16 protein-coding genes are annotated in these 16,989 nt (G+C 63.5%); 7 read left to right on the top strand and 9 right to left on the bottom strand.

Features of this window, described 5'->3' with window-relative positions:
- The first annotated feature begins 213 nt into the window (after positions 1–213).
- From ACFO0B_RS27725 to ACFO0B_RS27715, 3 genes are read left to right on the top strand one after another with little or no spacing between them, the layout of a single operon-like run.
- Positions 214–513 carry a WXG100 family type VII secretion target gene (locus ACFO0B_RS27725; RefSeq protein ID WP_067655985.1) on the top strand — a complete coding sequence of 100 codons (300 nt, stop codon included), beginning with the start codon at positions 214–216 and terminating at the stop codon, positions 511–513.
- Positions 510–1,859 carry a hypothetical protein gene (locus tag ACFO0B_RS27720; RefSeq protein WP_378615977.1) on the top strand — a complete coding sequence of 450 codons (1,350 nt, stop codon included), beginning with the start codon at positions 510–512 and terminating at the stop codon, positions 1,857–1,859. Before ACFO0B_RS27725 ends, ACFO0B_RS27720 begins: the two co-directional genes overlap by 4 nt.
- On the top strand, positions 1,859–2,278 hold the full coding sequence (locus tag ACFO0B_RS27715; RefSeq protein ID WP_378615975.1) for a hypothetical protein: 420 nt from the start codon (positions 1,859–1,861) through the stop codon (positions 2,276–2,278). Before ACFO0B_RS27720 ends, ACFO0B_RS27715 begins: the two co-directional genes overlap by 1 nt.
- A gap of 80 nt (positions 2,279–2,358) precedes the next feature.
- Here the strand turns inward: ACFO0B_RS27715 and ACFO0B_RS27710 are convergent, their stop codons facing one another.
- Entirely contained in the window at positions 2,359–2,934 is a 576-nt protein-coding gene (locus ACFO0B_RS27710) for a HEPN domain-containing protein (RefSeq protein ID WP_378615973.1), read from the bottom strand.
- A 192-nt stretch (positions 2,935–3,126) separates the two neighbouring features.
- On the opposite strand from ACFO0B_RS27710, the gene ACFO0B_RS27705 reads away from it, so the two are divergent.
- The gene (locus tag ACFO0B_RS27705) at positions 3,127–3,399 is read left to right on the top strand and encodes a transposase (protein ID WP_378615971.1); all 273 of its coding nucleotides are present in this window, start codon (positions 3,127–3,129) and stop codon (positions 3,397–3,399) included.
- Positions 3,400–3,613: 214 nt separating this feature from the next.
- The gene (locus tag ACFO0B_RS27700; protein WP_378615969.1) at positions 3,614–3,724 is read left to right on the top strand and encodes an IS3 family transposase; all 111 of its coding nucleotides are present in this window, start codon (positions 3,614–3,616) and stop codon (positions 3,722–3,724) included.
- A gap of 97 nt (positions 3,725–3,821) precedes the next feature.
- Here ACFO0B_RS27700 and ACFO0B_RS27695 read toward each other — a convergent pair whose 3' ends face one another.
- From ACFO0B_RS27695 to ACFO0B_RS27680, 4 genes are all read right to left on the bottom strand, one after another.
- Complete coding sequence (locus ACFO0B_RS27695) at positions 3,822–5,906, bottom strand: hypothetical protein (protein ID WP_378615967.1); 2,085 nt, start codon at positions 5,904–5,906, stop codon at positions 3,822–3,824.
- Positions 5,907–6,149: 243 nt separating this feature from the next.
- Complete coding sequence (locus ACFO0B_RS27690; protein ID WP_378615965.1) at positions 6,150–6,371, bottom strand: hypothetical protein; 222 nt, start codon at positions 6,369–6,371, stop codon at positions 6,150–6,152.
- 170 nt (positions 6,372–6,541) lie between these two features.
- Complete coding sequence (locus ACFO0B_RS27685) at positions 6,542–6,802, bottom strand: hypothetical protein (RefSeq protein WP_378615963.1); 261 nt, start codon at positions 6,800–6,802, stop codon at positions 6,542–6,544.
- Positions 6,790–6,984, bottom strand: coding sequence for a hypothetical protein (locus ACFO0B_RS27680; protein WP_378615962.1), 195 nt, complete (start codon positions 6,982–6,984; stop codon positions 6,790–6,792). The genes ACFO0B_RS27685 and ACFO0B_RS27680 overlap by 13 nt, the downstream gene beginning before the upstream one ends.
- Before the next feature lie 18 nt (positions 6,985–7,002).
- Between ACFO0B_RS27680 and ACFO0B_RS27675 the strand changes: the two genes are divergently transcribed.
- Positions 7,003–8,151, top strand: a complete 1,149-nt coding sequence (locus tag ACFO0B_RS27675; protein ID WP_378615960.1) for a helix-turn-helix domain-containing protein — start codon at positions 7,003–7,005, stop codon at positions 8,149–8,151.
- Positions 8,141–8,347, top strand: a complete 207-nt coding sequence (locus ACFO0B_RS27670; RefSeq protein WP_378615958.1) for a DUF397 domain-containing protein — start codon at positions 8,141–8,143, stop codon at positions 8,345–8,347. Before ACFO0B_RS27675 ends, ACFO0B_RS27670 begins: the two co-directional genes overlap by 11 nt.
- Before the next feature lie 106 nt (positions 8,348–8,453).
- On the opposite strand, the gene ACFO0B_RS27665 is transcribed toward ACFO0B_RS27670, so the two are convergent.
- The 4 genes from ACFO0B_RS27665 to ACFO0B_RS27650 all read right to left on the bottom strand — a co-directional run bounded on the left by ACFO0B_RS27665 (position 8,454) and on the right by ACFO0B_RS27650 (position 16,954).
- The gene (locus tag ACFO0B_RS27665; protein ID WP_378615956.1) at positions 8,454–8,831 is read right to left on the bottom strand and encodes a hypothetical protein; all 378 of its coding nucleotides are present in this window, start codon (positions 8,829–8,831) and stop codon (positions 8,454–8,456) included.
- Positions 8,832–8,840: 9 nt separating this feature from the next.
- Positions 8,841–9,350, bottom strand: a complete 510-nt coding sequence (locus tag ACFO0B_RS27660; protein ID WP_378615954.1) for a DUF3558 domain-containing protein — start codon at positions 9,348–9,350, stop codon at positions 8,841–8,843.
- Between the two features lie 162 nt (positions 9,351–9,512).
- Positions 9,513–14,078, bottom strand: a complete 4,566-nt coding sequence (locus tag ACFO0B_RS27655) for an Eco57I restriction-modification methylase domain-containing protein (RefSeq protein ID WP_378615952.1) — start codon at positions 14,076–14,078, stop codon at positions 9,513–9,515.
- A gap of 2 nt (positions 14,079–14,080) precedes the next feature.
- The gene (locus tag ACFO0B_RS27650; protein WP_378615950.1) at positions 14,081–16,954 is read right to left on the bottom strand and encodes a helicase-related protein; all 2,874 of its coding nucleotides are present in this window, start codon (positions 16,952–16,954) and stop codon (positions 14,081–14,083) included.
- Positions 16,955–16,989 lie beyond the last annotated feature (35 nt).

Below are 16,989 nucleotides of genomic sequence, written 5' to 3'. Positions count from 1 at the left end.
GCTCCTCGGTCGATGTCTTCGATCACCCGGTCCCCGCGGTTCGACGCTATCGCAGTGGGGGCGAGTGCGTGGTTGTCCGGAGGGCATGGTGTGGGGACGGGGTAATGTTTCCGGTCGGTATCGGTGCCGGAGGCTGCTGGTACCGTCGTTCCATGAGCGATACCGGGGGGCGCTGTCCTACAGCGCATGCGCCATGAACCTGCGGGGTGCGCCATGAGTTCACAGTTCTCGGTGAATCTGGAAGAACTCGACAATATCGTCGCGCGCATCTCCGGCCTCGCAGGCTTCATCGCCGACAATCTCGACGACATCGACGACAAGATCGCCACCCTCACCGGCACCGGCTGGGAGGGGCGCGCCGCGGCGGCCTACGCCGACGCCCACACCCAGTGGACCGCGGGCGCCCGCGAGTTCGTCACCGGCCTGCGGGACATGAGCGACGCCGCCCGCACCATGCACGGCCGCTACACCCGCGCCAACGACCTGAATCGGCGGATGGTCAGCGGCGAATGAGCCAGCTCATCGACTGGCAGGTGTACTACGAAGCGGCTCAGAAGTGCCACGATCTGGCCGGTGAGATCCGGCGGGCCGACGCTCCGCTACACGCGGTCCTGAAGAACGACTGCAGCGGTATGGCCGGTGACGCACCCGGTTGCCGCGAGTGGGGAAGCGACTACGACGCTCTCTCCACCAGCACCCTGCAGACTTGCACCAATATGGCCGATGCCCTGTCGAACCTCGGCTACGTCATCGCCGCCTTCGGCTACAACCACGGCATCAACAACCGCAGCAATCCCGCACCGGCCCGCCCGGCTGTCGGAGAACTCGAACAGCACCGGGTGGCACTGCCCAGCGCGGTAGGCGACAACGGCCTCGGCACCAGTCGCGACGACGCCGACAGCGAGGGCTTGTTCGACCTCTTCGCCGACAAGATCATCGAAGCGTTCGGCAAGCTCCCCAACGGCAATGTCTCCGACCTCTCGAAAGCGAAGGACGGCTGGGAGAAGTTCGCGGCGAACACGACGATCACCGGCGCCCCCGCCCAGATCGCCGCGATCAAAGCGATGTTCGACACCATGCAGGACCCCAACCTCGATCCGCTCCTCCGGCACTTCGACTCCCTGCACAGTGCCTCGACCCAGCTCGCGTCGACGTCGATGGAGTTGTCGAAGCGGGTCACGGCGTTCCGTGACGGGACCGAGAAGATCCGCGATCAGATCTCGACCGATGTGACGACGGCCGCCGCGGCGATCGCCGCCACGGTGGTGATCGGGGTCGCGACGGCGTTCTTCACCTTCGGGGCCAGTGCGGTGGCGGCGTCGGGCGGGACCGTCGCGTTGATCGCGAACGCGGTCAACGCGATTCGTACCGCGTACGTCTCGACCAGATGGCTGGAGCTGGTTGGGCTCAGTGCGGCCACCGCTACTGCTTACGTCACTCTCTCAGCCTTCCATGGTATTCCCAGCCTGACCGAGGTCGGCAGTGGACTCGCCTCGATCATCGCAATGCGGGTGTACCTGGACGATGAAACCGATGCGAGTGATGAGAGCGCCAGCGGCAAACCAGTTCCGGCGACCGGACCCACGAACCGGGACGAAGTTCAAGGCATTCTCTTGGACCGAACCGATCGAGGAAGAAGCAAACCTCATCGGCAAATGGAGACGGAAGCCGAGATACGGCAACTGTACGAAGACCTGACTGTCAATGGCAAACCCGTGACGGGAAGCAATGCTCCTGGAGAGCGGAGCAGGCTTTCGGACGGAACGGAAATCGCGTTGCGCGAATCCAGTACGAGTGGAGGGGTTACGATCGAGATCAAATACCCAGGGGGTCAAATCCGAAAGGTTCATCTGCCCTAATGGACGAGAAGACCGAGAACTTTCTCCTGTACGCGATCGCTGATGACTGGACGCCTCTGAACGACTTCGATGTCCTCGTGGCGAGGCTTGAGCCCGACAACTACTCCCGGGCTTACGTCTTGGACGTGATGCGAGACCTAGGGGAACGCGGCCTGATTCGGTTCGGTTCGTTCACCGCGCCGGTCCGACCTTGGACTGCGTGGGACGTTCCTGTCGCCGAGTCGATCGCGCGTGTAGCGAATGGCTATAATGGTGAGCCCGGCTACCTGCAGATCGCGGACGGTGAGATCTACGTTAACGAGGTTCTTCGCGCAGAGATCACCGAGGCAGGGCTTGCTCGGCTGCGTCAGCTCGGCGACCCTTACGACAAGTACGGGGACCCGTGGATTGACGACCCCTATTCACGTGCAGATCCGTGAGTTTGTCTATCTTGAACCATGCCTCTCCCGGCGGCGCGCAGACCGCGTCGCCCCGCATTTCTTGAAGTAGATCAGTCGGGTTAGATTTTATGCTTGAGCACCTTCGAATCAACCTGGGAAACGAGACGATCGAAAAATCTAATCCACCCCTCGACGCCAGCTTTGTGGAGTGGTCCCGGCGTAATGCCCTTGTGTACTATCTCGCCCCGAATTTCATGTACGAATTCGTCTAGGTTGTCTCGCACCTTCTGGTTGCTGACACCTCGCCACGAAACACTGTGGAGGGCATTCGGGAGGCCGACCGCGAGGTCGAGAAGCTTCTCTGTATTCGCGACGTTGGGAGTGTTGAGTCGGTGAGCCTCACGCTCGACGGCGGCGCGGGCCTCCGTCTTCCAGCTGTCGCCAGCGAGCGCCCATGGGTTCTTTGCTGCCCCAAGTTCGGAGCGCAGTCGATGGGGCAGCCTAGTATGGTCGGAGCCGATTTGCTTCAGCAGGTCATTGAGCCCCTCGATCGCGATCTGCTCGACGTAATTCTCCCAAGCCGTGTGCAGCAGCACTATCGAGGACCGGAGTAGTGGTCCAGTGTCTCCCGCTGGCCGACCGGGCGATCCACTCTGAGCCGGGTGCGCAACGAGCAGGTTCTTGACATCCTCCATGAGCGATTTGTATGTCATGACGTATGCGCTGGAATAAAATTCCATGTCCCCGCTTTCGGTCTGCAACTTGTGTCTCTCCATCGTGCCCTGGCTTGTCTGTCAGGCGTGAGTGAGCTGTCCCCCGTGATTGAGACCGCCCGGTATTAGAGTCCTGTTTGGTCTGGTGAGGGCCGAGAAGGGACACTGAGGGACATGGCAGGACGCAAGCGGCACTCCGCGGAGGACATCGTGCGGAAGCTGCGGCGAGCCGACGAGCTGACCGCCGCCGGTAGGACGGGCGAAGAGGTCGCGGCCGAGATCGGGATCTCGGCGGCGACGCTGTACAACTGGCGCCGCCAGTATGGCGGTGTGGACGCCGACGCGGCGAAGGAGCTGCGGGAGCAGAACGCCAGGTTGAAGCGGTTGTTGGCGGATGCGGAGTTGGAGAAGGACGCGCTGCGGGAGATCGCGAAGGGAAACTTCTGAGCCTGGCGGCCAAGCGGCGGGCGGTGGACATGCTCGTGCAGGTCAAGGGCGTGTCTGAGCGGTTCGCCTGCAAGGTCGTCGGGGTGCATCGGTCCACCTTCCGGCGGCTGCCCCTCGACCAGACACCAGATGATCCCGACGTCGGTGCACGGGCCTGGCTGCGCGAATACGCGCGCAAGAACCCCTGTCACGGGTTCCGTCGGGCCTGGGCGGGTTGCAGTTCGACGAAGGACATCGGGTCAACCGCAAACGGGTCCACCGTTTGTGGAAGCAGGAGGGCTTGCAGGTGCGCAGCCGTCACCGACGAAAACGTGCCGGCTCGTAGTCGGTGCCAGCGGTCACTGCGGACGCACCGGACACAGGCTCTACTCCCAGGTGGTCGCACTATCGGGGACTGCTCAGAGAAGCCAGCGAATCCCGGATCAGAGAAGTGAAGCAGTCTCCTTTCCTACAATCAAACGGAGCAAAAAGCGAGCGAATTTATTTAGAATGCCGGGCGGTACGATCGGCTTCATTACTTGTTCATATGATTGCAGTTCGAAAAACTTATAGAGTCCCATAGGTAACGCGAGAGCGGCCAAGCTGAGACCTGTATAGAGGATTGTTTGAGTTGAATTCGGCGGGACCTGCTTTGAGTGAGCCGCGCCTAGCGAAGCTGCGATCATGACGAGCCCAGAAGCGGCAGTTATCACCAGGTAGAGACGACCCAATAGTGCGCTTCGTCGACGGTGGAAAATCCATACAACTTCCACGAGAATAAAAATTGCGCCAGCCGACCAATACAAATCCCCGCCTGGCGCTTTCCAGAATTCAGGCACCAGGACTACAGCGAGAACCGAGCATGGGAATATAGCAAGGTTCCACACACCCCGCCTCTTCGAACCGCGAAGCAACCACTTCACGGTCCTTCCATCTACGGGGGTGCCAAAAGGCGTCGATTGTAGGCTGAAATCGCAGATAAGCTGCCCAGTCATCAGGGGCAAGTGCGGCTTCTTGAAAATTTTGCGATCATAATAGTAAGTTGCACCTGCTATAACGGTTGAGAAGGATAATGGACCAGCGGATCGAGTTACGTAGCTTCCGCCTTCTAGGCACCACGTCATTGACACGAAGATAATGCCGAGAAGATAGCTATATGCGAAAAGTGTAGCGATCAGCTGCCACGAGACTTGAGGTTCCAGCGCGATTGGGTTGATGCCACCATCCGTCCATACGTACTCAGAATTCCACGGCCACTTCCACTCCCATGGAACATCTTGCCCTTCACCATTTGTGGGAGGGAGGAAGACTCCGAGTAGCATCCGCACGGGATAACCTAGGCCGACGAGTACGGTAACGACAACAGCTAGCATGGTAGATTTGGGTGGTATGGATATCGAGGTGGACGCCTCGAACCTTTTCCTCTCTTGTCCCCGGAAAAACTCGTATAGGGCAGCAATGAGCCAAACGCCGATTATCATTGGCAAAACATGATGAAAGAAAGAAATAAAGCTGAGTCCGCACAATATAACCGATAAGGCAAATCGAACTAGAACAGTGAAAAGTACCACCTTTACGGCTGTTGATGGGTCGAGTGAAGCTGTTGGTATTCGTCGCCGCTGTACTGCTCCAGGCGACACCGCATCCTCTTTGATCCCGCGAACGTCATTTATCTGATAGCGACCCTGGTAGATCAGGAACTCCAGTATGAACCAGAGAATCAATACCCGCTGCCAGAAGAAGGACTGCCCCGCGATCTCTGGCCTGAGTGTAACCAACACCATAACGCCAACAGGGAAAAACAGTCCTTTTGGTAAATCGTTCGGCCGTGGAAGGATTAGGTAGGCGATCAGGCCTGGCTGCCTCAACAAAGAGCCCGAAGGAGGGGACGGCGGAGGCCTGAGCGACTCGTGTAAGCGTAAATCTGCACTATTCACTACGGATTCGAAGTACTGTCGGCCCTTCACGGTAGCTTGGACAGCTTCTAGGTAGAGCAGAACAATGGCTGGTCCATATACGGCGAGCATCGCAGCCTTCAATGCGCCATTGAAGTCGCGTGCCATATAAGCGACCAGGCCGATGAAGACGAATGTTACGGAGAAAAACACTATATAAGTGATGACTCTGAGACGTTTCGCTCCACGACTCAGTGAGCGCGCCTCATCGATCAACTCGCGGTACATCATTGGTCGCAGTGGTGGGTATTCCGCAAGTGGAATAGTGACAGATGCTGTTCGGCGAATTTCTCGTTCTAATGCCCGGAGATAGAAACTTCGAATTGTGGCTTCTGAGCCTAGAATTTGCAGCAGACAAAAGAATGAGAGGGGAATCAGCGGAGTTGCCGCTGCGACAGGATCTGGCAGGCTGATGTTTTGGCCGCCGATGCTGACTGCGAAGACTCCGAAGAGTGTTAGTGTGGCCAGTACGCCGCTGAACATTGCGACTTGCTGATTTGGAAATTCACGCTCGTCGTCGCGGGCGGCAGCATAATCGGCGAGAAGTACCTCAAGCTTTTCTTGGTTGCCCAATCGGGAGTCTCATTTCTATGTGTTCAATGTAATTGTAGGTCCGAGTCATTCCCGCTATACGGACTGTTCGGTTTGAAGGTTTGCGAACCTGATGCGATCAGCGGCAATGTGCGATCTGAGGTTGCCATCGCTACGTAGACTATGGAGCGCCGATCCTCGCACGGGAATTGATGCGACGCAACCGCAGCAGGCTCGGGGCGGGCGTGGCGTTCATTTGCTGCGGTTGCTCGCGCATCGCCCGCCTCACGCAGCGGTAAAGCCGGTGCCGCCGACCGCTACATTGCCGAGCTCGGGACCCAGCAGAGGCGGGCGGCGAACTGGGATCGCCTCACCGGCTGGGGACTCTCCCACTGCCCAGGCGATCCGCCGGAAGCCAGAGGCCAAGGCTGTCGCCGGCCGCTCGGACGACGCTGATGATTCGGCGGTCAACGGCTTGAGCAGCACATCGCCATTGCCCGCGATCATTGCGACACCCTCCTTGCGGCGATCGGCAGGCTATAGGCCACCGATCAGCAGCCCGCGGACGATCTGGGCTCGTCCGGGCAGTGACATCGAACTCGAACACGGCTTCGCGCGATCCCGACGCGAGGCGGCGACCTCGGCCCGATCGGTGATCTGACGCCATCGAGCGCCAGCTACCCGATCCGGTTCCACCGCGTCCGCACCGAATGCACCGCCGTGAACTCCTCGACACTGCGCAGCGCCCGCCCCGCGACCAGATCCAACTCGACCGATTCCGCACGCCGCCCGGTGGTGGCGACGATCATCCGCCGGGCGGTGGCGCGGATCGCGGCTTTCTCCCCGGTGATGGTCCATCGCGCCACGGACGGAACATGGATGAGCCAGCGCGGGCCGCAGCAGTGGACATCGACGCGGTAGCGGGTCAGTCGATCCACGAGAGCGCCTCGGTGAGGGTCACCGGAGGCGGGGGAGTGGGCACCCCGCCTCCGGGACGTTCGGGTGCGGCGGCCCACTGCCGCAGCGCGCGGGCGTAGCGGGCGAGCACGGGGGCCGGGACGGCCCGGTAGGGTGCGCGCGACCGGGGGAACGGAACCCGGCGCGGTAGTGCGTTGGTCATGTGCCCTCCGCGGGTCGAATGGGGGCGGGCGGGGCAGCCCGGCCGGGTCAGCAGAGCACCGGAGACGGGCCGCGGGGAATGCTCCGATGGAAATTGCCGGAAGAAAGTCGCGAATGCCCTGGACATCTTCCAGCGACCCGGCAGAATTGTTTCCAGACGGCCGAAAAATGTTCTTCCACAATGTTTTCGGCGATATTCCATATCGTGTGGACGGATATTCCACAGAGGGGAGCAAACAGGATGGGGGAGCGGGTTGCCGGTGCTGATGATCGCCAGCTCAGCGCGGGGATTCGGGGGACCGGGGGCGTTCCACACCGCAGCTTGGGGCGGTGTCTGCGCGGGATGCGGCAGGAGGCGGGGTTGTCGATCGAGGTGGCGGCGCGGGCGATCGGGCGCGGGGCGGGGACGTTGCACCGGTTGGAGACCGGGGCGCCGAATGTCGTCGTGCGGGATGCGGATCTGCGGCGGTTGTGCCAGTTGTATCAGCGGGTGGATATGTTGCCCGTGTTGAAGTCGCTGGCTGCTCAGGGGAAGACGCCGTCGTGGTTGGATGAGTACTCCGACCAGGTACATCCGACGTTCAATGCGTATCTGCAGATGGAGGCTGCCGCCTCGTCGCTCACCGGCTATCGACCGGACATGTTGTCCGGACTCTTTCAGATTCCCGAGTACGCGCGGGCACTGGACCGGACCTACTTCCCGAGTGACACCCCGGAGGAGATCGAGAGGCGGGTACATGTCCGACGCAAGAGGCAGAGATTGATTACGCGCGACCTCGCGCCGATGACCGTAGCGCTCATGCTGGACGAAGCGGTCATCCGGAGGGCAGTGGGCAGCCCGCGTGTCATGGCGGCGCAGCTGCGTCACCTGGCGGGCCTGCCGCCGAATGTCCGCGTGAGCTTGCTCCCATTCGACGCAGGATTTCCGCTGGGAACCTCTTCGGGTCCCTTCACGATCCTCGACTTCGCCAGTGATCACGACGGCCGGACGTTGGAGCCGCCGGTGGTCTACGCCGAGAGCTACGCGGGCGACATCTATCTTGAGCGCGACGCGTCTGTGTCCCGGTATCGAGCTGCGATGACGGTGATGCAGCAGGTAGCGTTGGACGTTCCAAGTACCAAACGTCTGCTGCGGCAGGTAGCGAAGGAGTACGACTGTGTCCGTTGACTTGTCCGGTGCGCGGTGGTTCAAGAGCACCCGCAGTTCGGCCGGCAAAGACTGTGTCGAGGTCGCTCACCTAGATGCTGGTATGGTCGGCGTCCGCGACTCGAAGAACCCTGGTCGGGGTGCCTTGGTGTTCACCTCGTCGGAGTGGACTGCCTTCCTCACCGGCTCGCGGCACGGAGAGTTCGACAGCCCCTGATAGTGGTCGCGGTTGGCGGGCGGACGGCATGGAAGGGATGCGTTGCCCGACCCAGCCGGCTGATTCGTGTCGCAACGGAGCGCGCCGACGTTGGCGCTGCTCGGCGTCAGGTGGTCGATGTGATGTCAGATGCACTACCCGATTCGGTGGCTTGATAGGCGGCGCCGGCTTTCCGGAACATATCGGCCATCGCTTCGACTACCGCGATGTGCGCTTCCAGCGCAGCGGCGAAGGAGCCGCTGCCTGGTCCGCCAATCGCGAGTTGCTCGAACTTGCGGCCGAGTTCTTGAGCTGATCGAAGTGCCCCGAAAGAGTCAACATACATAATCGAGCGTGTCTGATTTTGCAGCTTGAGTAGGCGTTCCGCGTAGTCGTCGCACAGTTGTGCACATCGCTCGGCTACACCTTCGGCGAGCATGAGCTGGTTGTCAGCTGCCAGTTCCGCGAAACGAACGAACTCCTGAGCCATCGATTCCTCGGCCACTGTCAATCCTCACCGCGGTAGGTAGGGGTCCAGGGCTGTTGCCGCTCGAAGGACGAGGCTGCACGGTTCCTCAGCGACTGTGGAGCCGAAATCGTAGGTGACGTAGAAGTTGATCGTTCCCTTTGGCGAGGGATACACGATGCTGCAATTGTCGTCTGGTGAAGGGTATGTCTCGTGGAACGAGTGCGCGTCGCGACCGGGAACGGCGATCGGAGCGAACCCGTCGAAGTTCATGTTTTCACGGAACTCGGTGACGCTGATGGTCGTGGCGAAGACGCGGAGTGCGTACTGATCCGCTCCCCAGGAGCAGCCGGTCCACTTGGTGCGCTTGGTACCGAGCGGATTATCGTCCCGCCGTGCCGGATTCGCACCGGCTGCTCGGATCGCCTCGTCCGGCAAGGTGCACGGATCGAACAGCGCCTCCGGGGCAATCGTGGTCGTCGGTGAACTCGCCGATGGCTCTGACTCGCACGCAGAGACCAAAGTAGCCGCCGCCGCTGCGATCAGCACTGAACTCACCCGCATGTTCCACCCCTCAGCCGTCGCTGCCGCCGTATGTCGAATGTACTGGACGGTTGGCGCCCTGACCATCGGCGATGGCCGCGAGGGCTGCCGTGCCTTTCGCTTGGGTGGCTTGGGAGCTTGGGTCCGTATCAGCAGAGAACGTCTGATGCTGCAGGGTCAGGAGGTAGCACTCGCCGCGATCGTGGTGAAGTGGTCGTGTGCGCGCAGCATGTCCTGCTCGCGGTCCACGCTAGTGAAGGGGGCGGCATAGGTGATGCCGTCGGCCGTGATGTCAGTGCGACCGAGAGTGGAGTCCTTGCGGAGTTCCGACGCGACCTTCGTGGGAAGCTGGCGACCGGTGGCGTCGTAGCGGGCGTCGTGTTCATAGCGCTGGAGAACCGGGAACTGAGTGCGATAGATGGTAAGAAGTTCTTCGGCGGTTATATTCAGCATCACTGCGACGATGGCGTCAACCTCTATCAGTGCTCGTCGGCGCTCGGCTGCGATGCGGAGAGGAACCAATTTATTCCATGAAGGGCCAATTGAGGTAGTCGAGCAAGACGGGCCTAACTCGGTTGTCATCGGCCATTCTTCAAGTTGCCACTCGGGTCGATATAGATCCCGCCAGAGCTGTTCGTACGGGCGAACCAGGCAATTCAAACGAAGTGTCCTCAACAATAGCTGTGACTCTAATTGGTGGCCTTTGATATGTGGCATCTTGTCAAGCACGCCAACTTTGACGTTAGCTACTCCGGTGACTTTGACAACGAAATCGGATATTAGCGATGAAGTGAATGCTGCGGCTAGAACGAGGTCTCGCGAAGACGGGCACGACAGCGAAAAAAGCCCTAAGACATGCGACGGTCCTGGTGGAATAATTGCTGAGTGCAACGTCCGAACAGTAGCTGGGTCCGCCATTGCTCTCCAGGCGAGCCGGAAAAATTTCGAGCTCGGCTCGCCGTTCCAATGAGGATAGGCTGCCTGGTAATCGGCATCGGGTCGTGCTACCTGGTAGTTGGTGCGGGGAATGAAATCTTCCGGCAGGAGCTCCAGATCGAGTGATGAGTAATCCTTCATGCTGCGCATGGTCGGGTTGCCCTGCTGGTAAAGCGGGGTGGCTACGGTCAGGTGGGGGCCTTGCAGAATGACGTCGGACCAACGTGCAGGGATCGCGGAGCGAGACTCGAAGTAGCCGAGCTTTCGATCGGCAGATTCGTGCCAACCTGCCGTCCAGTGGAAGTCGATGTCGGAGAGGCGAGGGGCGGCAGCGATCTTCTCCAAGACTTCGGCGCTAGCCCGGTTCACTGCATTCAACATTCGGGCTTCGGCGGCAGGAGTCCCGGGGTGGTCGATCAGGGCTGCCCACCCTGATAATACAGTCTCAGTGACTTCGATAATGCGTTCGGCATGTGGCCGCGTATCCCAGCGGCTGTCGGCGTCCTTGAGGCCTGGTGCGGGACCATATCCATCGTGCCGCAGCGATCGGCTAGCGGTGTCCGGATGGTAAAGGGACGACGCTTGAAGGAACTTTATATTGGAGGGTGCACCGTAGACATGTACGCCGTACTCAACCCCATTGTCGATCTCGACGAACGTCTTTAAAGCATTGCGGAAATGCCAGTGTCGGCGGAGTCGGTGGTAGCACTCACGTCGAAGCGTGTTCGCTCGAATCTCGGTGAAATGACTCTCGGGGTGAACCAGTGAAATTACTCCGCCGTGCCCACTGGTACGCCAAGTGCGCTCCATGAAGCACCGGTACATATCTGGGCGAAGTCCCGCCAGCACCGGCCGATCGATCCCTGACCCCAAATGCGCACTCTGCCCCGCCTGCTTCGCCCGCTCATCCAGATACATCGCCCGAATACCATTGGCCCCCATCGCCTCGGCCAACTTCTCTCGCTTCGCCCCCTCCGACGGCTTATGCGCCAACTGCCACCACGGATCGAAGTCAGCGAGCACCGCGGCCTCATCCCAATCCGGCCGAACCCACGGCGGATTCCCGACCTGCAGGTCGAACCCGCCGTTCGCGAAGACCGGCGCGAAATCCAGCTCCCAGTGCAGGAACCCCTGCTCGCCCGCGATCCGAGCGGCGACCTCGAGCCAGGGATACACCCGCAGAGCGGTGTCGATCGGCTGCGCCTGGGCGAAGGTGCGATCGGTGTCCTCGGCGATATCGAGGTCGTACCAGCTCAAATCGGTAGCAATGCTGATCTGCCCGTGCTTCTCGAACTTGCCCGCCTTTGGCTGCGTGCCGAGCACCGCCTCCAAGCCGCCGATCCACTCGTCCCAGCCGGGCGCGGGGAGATCGCCGGTCACCGGCCAAGACCAGAGGGCACACCAGGCGTCCATGGCGCGCCGCAGGCGCTGGTAGGCGCCGGACGGTTCGTGCAGAACCTTTTCGATCTGTTCGCGAGTGACGGCGGGGGCGGGGTCGACAGCCACCCCACCCCAGAGGTGCAGGTCGCGGCGGATGGCGGATTCGGCGATGGCGAGACGGCGGGCAGTGAGCTCCCAGAGAGTTTCCACACGCTGGGCGAGGGCGGCCAGGCGGCGGGTGATTTCCTTGCTGGGCGTCTTGCGGATGTCGTTGCGCCACAACCGGAGTTCTTCGCGACGCTCGGGTGCGTAGGTCTTGGCTTCGGCGGTGTCGATGATCGCGCCCCACCCGTCGGCGGGGAGCAGGAAGTGGTGAATCCCCGCACCGACCTCGGTGCCGAGCGACACATCCTTCGGAACCGCGGAGAGCCACGCCTTCTTCGCGAGCTGACCAGGCTGGTACACGGCCCGCCGGGCGCCGATCAGCGAGTTGCCGCGGCGCAGGTGCAGGCCGAACCAGGGCGCCTGCAACCCGGCCACCATGGTGTCGAGCCAGAGCGAGATCTCGGCGAGTTCAACGGCGGTGGCGTTCAAGTCGACCCCGTACACCTGGTGCAGGGCGATGTGCGCCTTCACCTTCTGCAGTTCGACGGGGTAGCGGTCGGCTTCGATGAGTTCGCCGAGTTCTTCCTGCTTGCGTTTCAGGTACTCGGCGGCGAGCTGGCGCACGGCTTCGATGGCGAAGGCGCCGGAGCCGAGGGCGGGTTCACAGATGGTGAAGCGCAGGATCTGCTCGGGGGTGGTCTCCGGGGTGAGCAGTTCCTCGAGGGCCTGGGAGACGACGAATCTGGTGAGCACCTCGGGGGTGTAGTACGACGCCGACTGCTGGCGTTCGCGGCCTGCGAGGCGGAAGACGAAGGTGCCCTTCTCGTGGACGACCGGTTCCAGCTCGTGGGTGTGCGGGTTCTCCTTGCGGACGAAGTCGGACTCCGCGAGGTGGTCGTGCCGCCCGTGGGGCACCACCCAGGAGCCCTTCTCCGGATTGCCGTCCTTGGCGACCTCGTACAGGTCCTCCTCGGCGAAGAAGCCGGTGTACGACATCAGCCCCTCGTAGACGGCGCCGAGCTGGTTGATGCCGAGCTCGGCGTAGCTGATGAAGCCGCGGTCGGCGCCCTTGCGGGACTTGCTCTCCTTGGTGAGCAGCAGATGCTCGAGCACCTGCTGCACGGCTTCGTTGCCGAGTTTGACCTTGTCGATGAGCTCGGTGGCCTTCGGAGCGAAGAGGTCGGCGCGCAGCGGGTTGAATTCGAGGCCGGGCGCGGGGTCGTCGAAGCCGGGCTCGCGCTCGGCGGGGGTGTGACCCTTATCGACCAGGTCGAAGAGTTTCTTCAGGGACTCGTAGAGGTGGGTGCCGGTGCGGGCGCGGTGTGAGACGAGTTCGGTGAGGGTGAGTTCGCGGAGGCGGTCGAGGCCGTAGCCCTCCTCGTACTCGGCGGCGCCGGTGGGCAGCACCCGCATCTCCGGGGACGCCTCGGCATACAGCAGGAACAGGATGCGGTACAGGAAGCGCAGGGCGTGCTTGGCGAGGTCGTTGCCGTCGACGCCATCCATGGTCGACCGGCGGCGCACGACCTCGTTGGCGATGATCTCGATGGAGAGGCGGATGCCTTCGCGCAGGTCCTTGGAGACGCCGACGGTGTGCTTGACCGAGTCCTCCAGCACGCCGGTCCACCAGATCGTGCCGTCGGCGTCGGGCCGCAGGGCCTGGTGGCCGAAAATGGCAGCGCAGCGGTCGATTTCGCCGCCGCGGGCGTCGTGGCGGCGTTCGGTGACGACGAGCAGGTCGACGGCGAGGTAGCGGCCCTCGGCCCAGCGTTCGGTCTCGGCGAGCAGGTGCCAGCGGCCGGCCTGGACCACGACGAAGGCGGGCGGGGTGTCGGAGCGGAAGGCGGCCGAGACCGCCTTGGAGACCGGCTCCAGCGGCTTGCCGTCCTCGGTGGCGGGGGTGATCAGGTGGCCGGTCTCGGGGGCGAGCAGGGCCTCCACGGTGTCGGCGGGGTGCGCCTGGAGGAAGAGGACGCTCGCAGTGCCGGGGAGCTGGGCGTCGGGGATGTGCAGGTCGGCGCCTGCGCGTTCGGCGGTGAAGGCCGTGAGTTCGCCGTCGTGGCCGAGGGCGGCGCGGACGAGGGCGTGCGCCTTCGGGGCGGACTCCGGGTTCTCGGCGAGCGCGGCGAGGCCGGTCTGCAGGTCGCGGGCGGCGGCGAGCAGGCTGGTGCGGACGGTGGCGCGGCCCTCCTTGGCTTCGGCGTCCCAGGCTTTGCGCAGCTCCATGACCCGGCCGTGGAAGGACTCCTTCACCGAGTCGGTGGTGAAGTAGTGCTCGCTGATCCAGTCCTCGCCGACGACGATGGAGTCGAAAGAAGGCACGGTCACTGATCCTTTTCCGGGACGATCACCAGCAGGGGGCGGACCAGCTGCTGGGTGGGGGCGAGGGATTCGGCGAGGCGCTGCTCCTCGGCGATGCGCCGGGTGAGGCGGTCGACCTTCGATCTCTGGGTGCCGAAGAGCTCGAGTTGTTCGGCGGCGCTGTACCAGCGGTTCGCTCTGGCCCGCCAGTGTTCGAGGCGTTCGGTGGCGGTCTTCTCCTGCTGGTCCAGGACTATTTTCAGCGCTTGCGCGGCCTCTTCGACGGCGCGGGGGATGAGGGGGCGCAGGGCGGCGGCGTCGTCGAGGGGGCCGGGGTTGGCGGTCTCGGGTTTCAGGCCGGTGTCGGTGAGCAGGAAGTCGAGATTCTGGTGGATCTGAACGAGGGCGAACGCGGGATTGCCGGGTATGGGGAATTCGGCGGTGGCGAAGACCCGGGAGACCAGCTGGCCGCGGCGGTTCATGAGGGTGCCCATGAGCAGGACCGTGGGGTGGTCGATGGCACCGCGGATGGCGAAGACCTGGTTGCGGCCGAGGGCGCTGAGCGCGCGGTCGCCCGCCCAGTCGAGCACGGGGTGCAGTGGGCCGAGGAAGTGGGCCTCCGGCCAGGTGGTGTTGTTCACGCCCTTGCCCTGCTTGGCGGCGCGCAGCTGGGTGTTGCCGATCTGCGGGGTCGTGGCCAGTTTGAGGCGTTCCAGGACGCCGCCGTGCTGCAGGTAGTTCTGCGGGAGCTGGGCCAGGCGCTGGCGCAGGTCGCGGGGTGGGACGAGTTCGGCGATGCCGTGGTTGGGGTGCACGGTCCAGCCGACGCCGCCCGCGGCGGGGGCGGCGTGCGGTACATCCTTGAAGGCGGCGCGCAGGGCCTCGTCGAGGAAGGTGAGGTCGTCGGGGTAGAGGCTCTGGCGGGGGAGTTCGGGGAGGGCGGGGGTGGCCTCCTCGAGCTGGTCGAGTTCGGCGAAGAGGGCGTCGATGTCGTCGCCTGCCAGGACTTCGTCCAGGGTGCGGACCTGGTCGTCCAGGTCGGTGCGGCGGGCGAGCACGTCGCGGATGGCCGACTCCTCCTCGCTCACACTGTGTTTGCCCATGAGCGAGGCGACGTCGCCGAGGGCGGTGTGTGCCTCGTTCTCCTTCTCCAGCAGGCGGGAGAGCACTCGCAGGTCGCCGGAGAAGTCTGGGTCGGAGGGTTCCAGGATGAGCGAGGAGATGACCGGGGGGCGGCGCTGGCCGTAGCGGTCGATGCGGCCGTTGCGCTGCTCGATGCGGATGAGCGACCAGGGGATGTCGTAGTGGATGAGGTGGTGGCACTGGGCGTGCAGGTTGACGCCCTCGGAGGCGACGTCGCCGGTGACGAGGACGCGGATGGGTGAGGTCTCCAGTTTGAAGCCGTCGACGATTTCCTGCTGCTCCACGTCGGAGAGGCCGCCGTGCAGCATGACGACGCTCTCCTGCTTGGTGCCGAGCGCGCGCGGCAGTTGTTCGGTGAGCCACTTCAGGGTGGCGATGCGCTCGGCGAAGACGACCGCTCGGGTGTCGCTGCGGGGGCCGACGCCGATTTCTTTCAGACGGTCGACCAGCGCGGCCTGCTTGCCCGCGGCCTCGGTGAACGCCTTGTCGTTCAGGTCGGCGAGGTTGGTGAGCGCGGCCAGTTCGGTGCGCTGCTCGGGGATGCGCGGGTCGAGTTTGGCGCGGCGCAGGGCGATGGACTCGCGCAGGGCGGCGGGGGAGGAGAGGAACGCCTTGGCCAGCGTCCACGGGAACAGGGCCTTGGTTTCGCCGGAGTAGGGCGAGGAGCCGGACTCGGGGTGCAGCCAGACCCGCGAGAGTTCCCGCGCCACCGCGTCTTCGGCGCCGGACGGGCGGACCAGGCGGTGCACCGGCTCGGCGCGCTCGGCCCAGTCGCTGCCGACCTCGGCGGCCACCTCGGCGTGGTGCCGGTGGCGGCGGATCAGCAGTGACTGCACGTCGGTGCGCTGGAACGAGCCGTCGGGGGCCACTGCGGTCGGGTCGAGTAGGCGCAGTAGTTCGGCGAAGGACTCTTCGCGGCCGTTGTGCGGGGTCGCCGAGGCCAGGATCAGGGCCTCGGTGTTCGGGGCGAGAATTCGGGCGAGTTCGTTGTTCTGGGTGCCGGTATTGGTCAGGTTGTGGGATTCGTCGATGACGACGGCGTCCCAGTGGTGGCGTTCGAGGTGGGCCTTGTAGCGGGGGCTCTTCAGGGTGTCGATGGAGATGATGGCGCGTTTGTAGAAGGTGAACGGGTTGCGGGTGGCGGGCAGCTTCTGCCGCACCTTCTGGATGCCCCCCGAATCCAGCCGCACGAAGGGCAGCGCGAACCGGCACCACAGCTCGTGCTGCATCTGCTCCAGCACGTGCCGCGGGGTGACGATGAGAATGCGCTCGCCGCGGCCGCGGCGCACCAGTTCGGCGAGGATCATGCCGATTTCGAGGGTCTTGCCGAGGCCGACGGCGTCCGCGAGCAGGATGCGCGGCCGGATCAGCCGCGGGTCGAGCGCTTTCGCCACCGCCGCGCGCTGGTAGCCGAGGGAATCGGCGAGCATGCGGGTGGCGACGGTCAGCGTCTGGTCGCCGTAGGGGAACGGGGTTTTGCGCAGCAGCGCCTCCAGCCAGAGCCGGGCGTCGCGGTAGCCGGAGGAGCCGTCGGGGACGATCTCGGCGGCAGCCGGGTCCTGGACCTGGATGTCGTCCAGGCTGGAGTAGAAGGTGGCGGTGGTGTCGGCGACCAGCTCGGAGAGGCCGCGCACCCGCAGCAGCCAGCCGTCCGAGCCCTGCTCCGCCGAGGTCACCAGCCATTCCTCGTCGCGGACCACCACGATCGAGCCGGGGGCTACGGTGAGGTCGGGGCGCGGGGGCGCGGAGGTCATCGAGGCGGCTCCTGGTCTCTGGGCGTCGAACAGCT

Source organism: Nocardia jiangsuensis, assembly GCF_042650385.1.
GTDB classification, from domain to species: domain Bacteria; phylum Actinomycetota; class Actinomycetes; order Mycobacteriales; family Mycobacteriaceae; genus Nocardia; species Nocardia jiangsuensis.
This window is presented reverse-complemented; position numbering and strand designations above follow the sequence as displayed.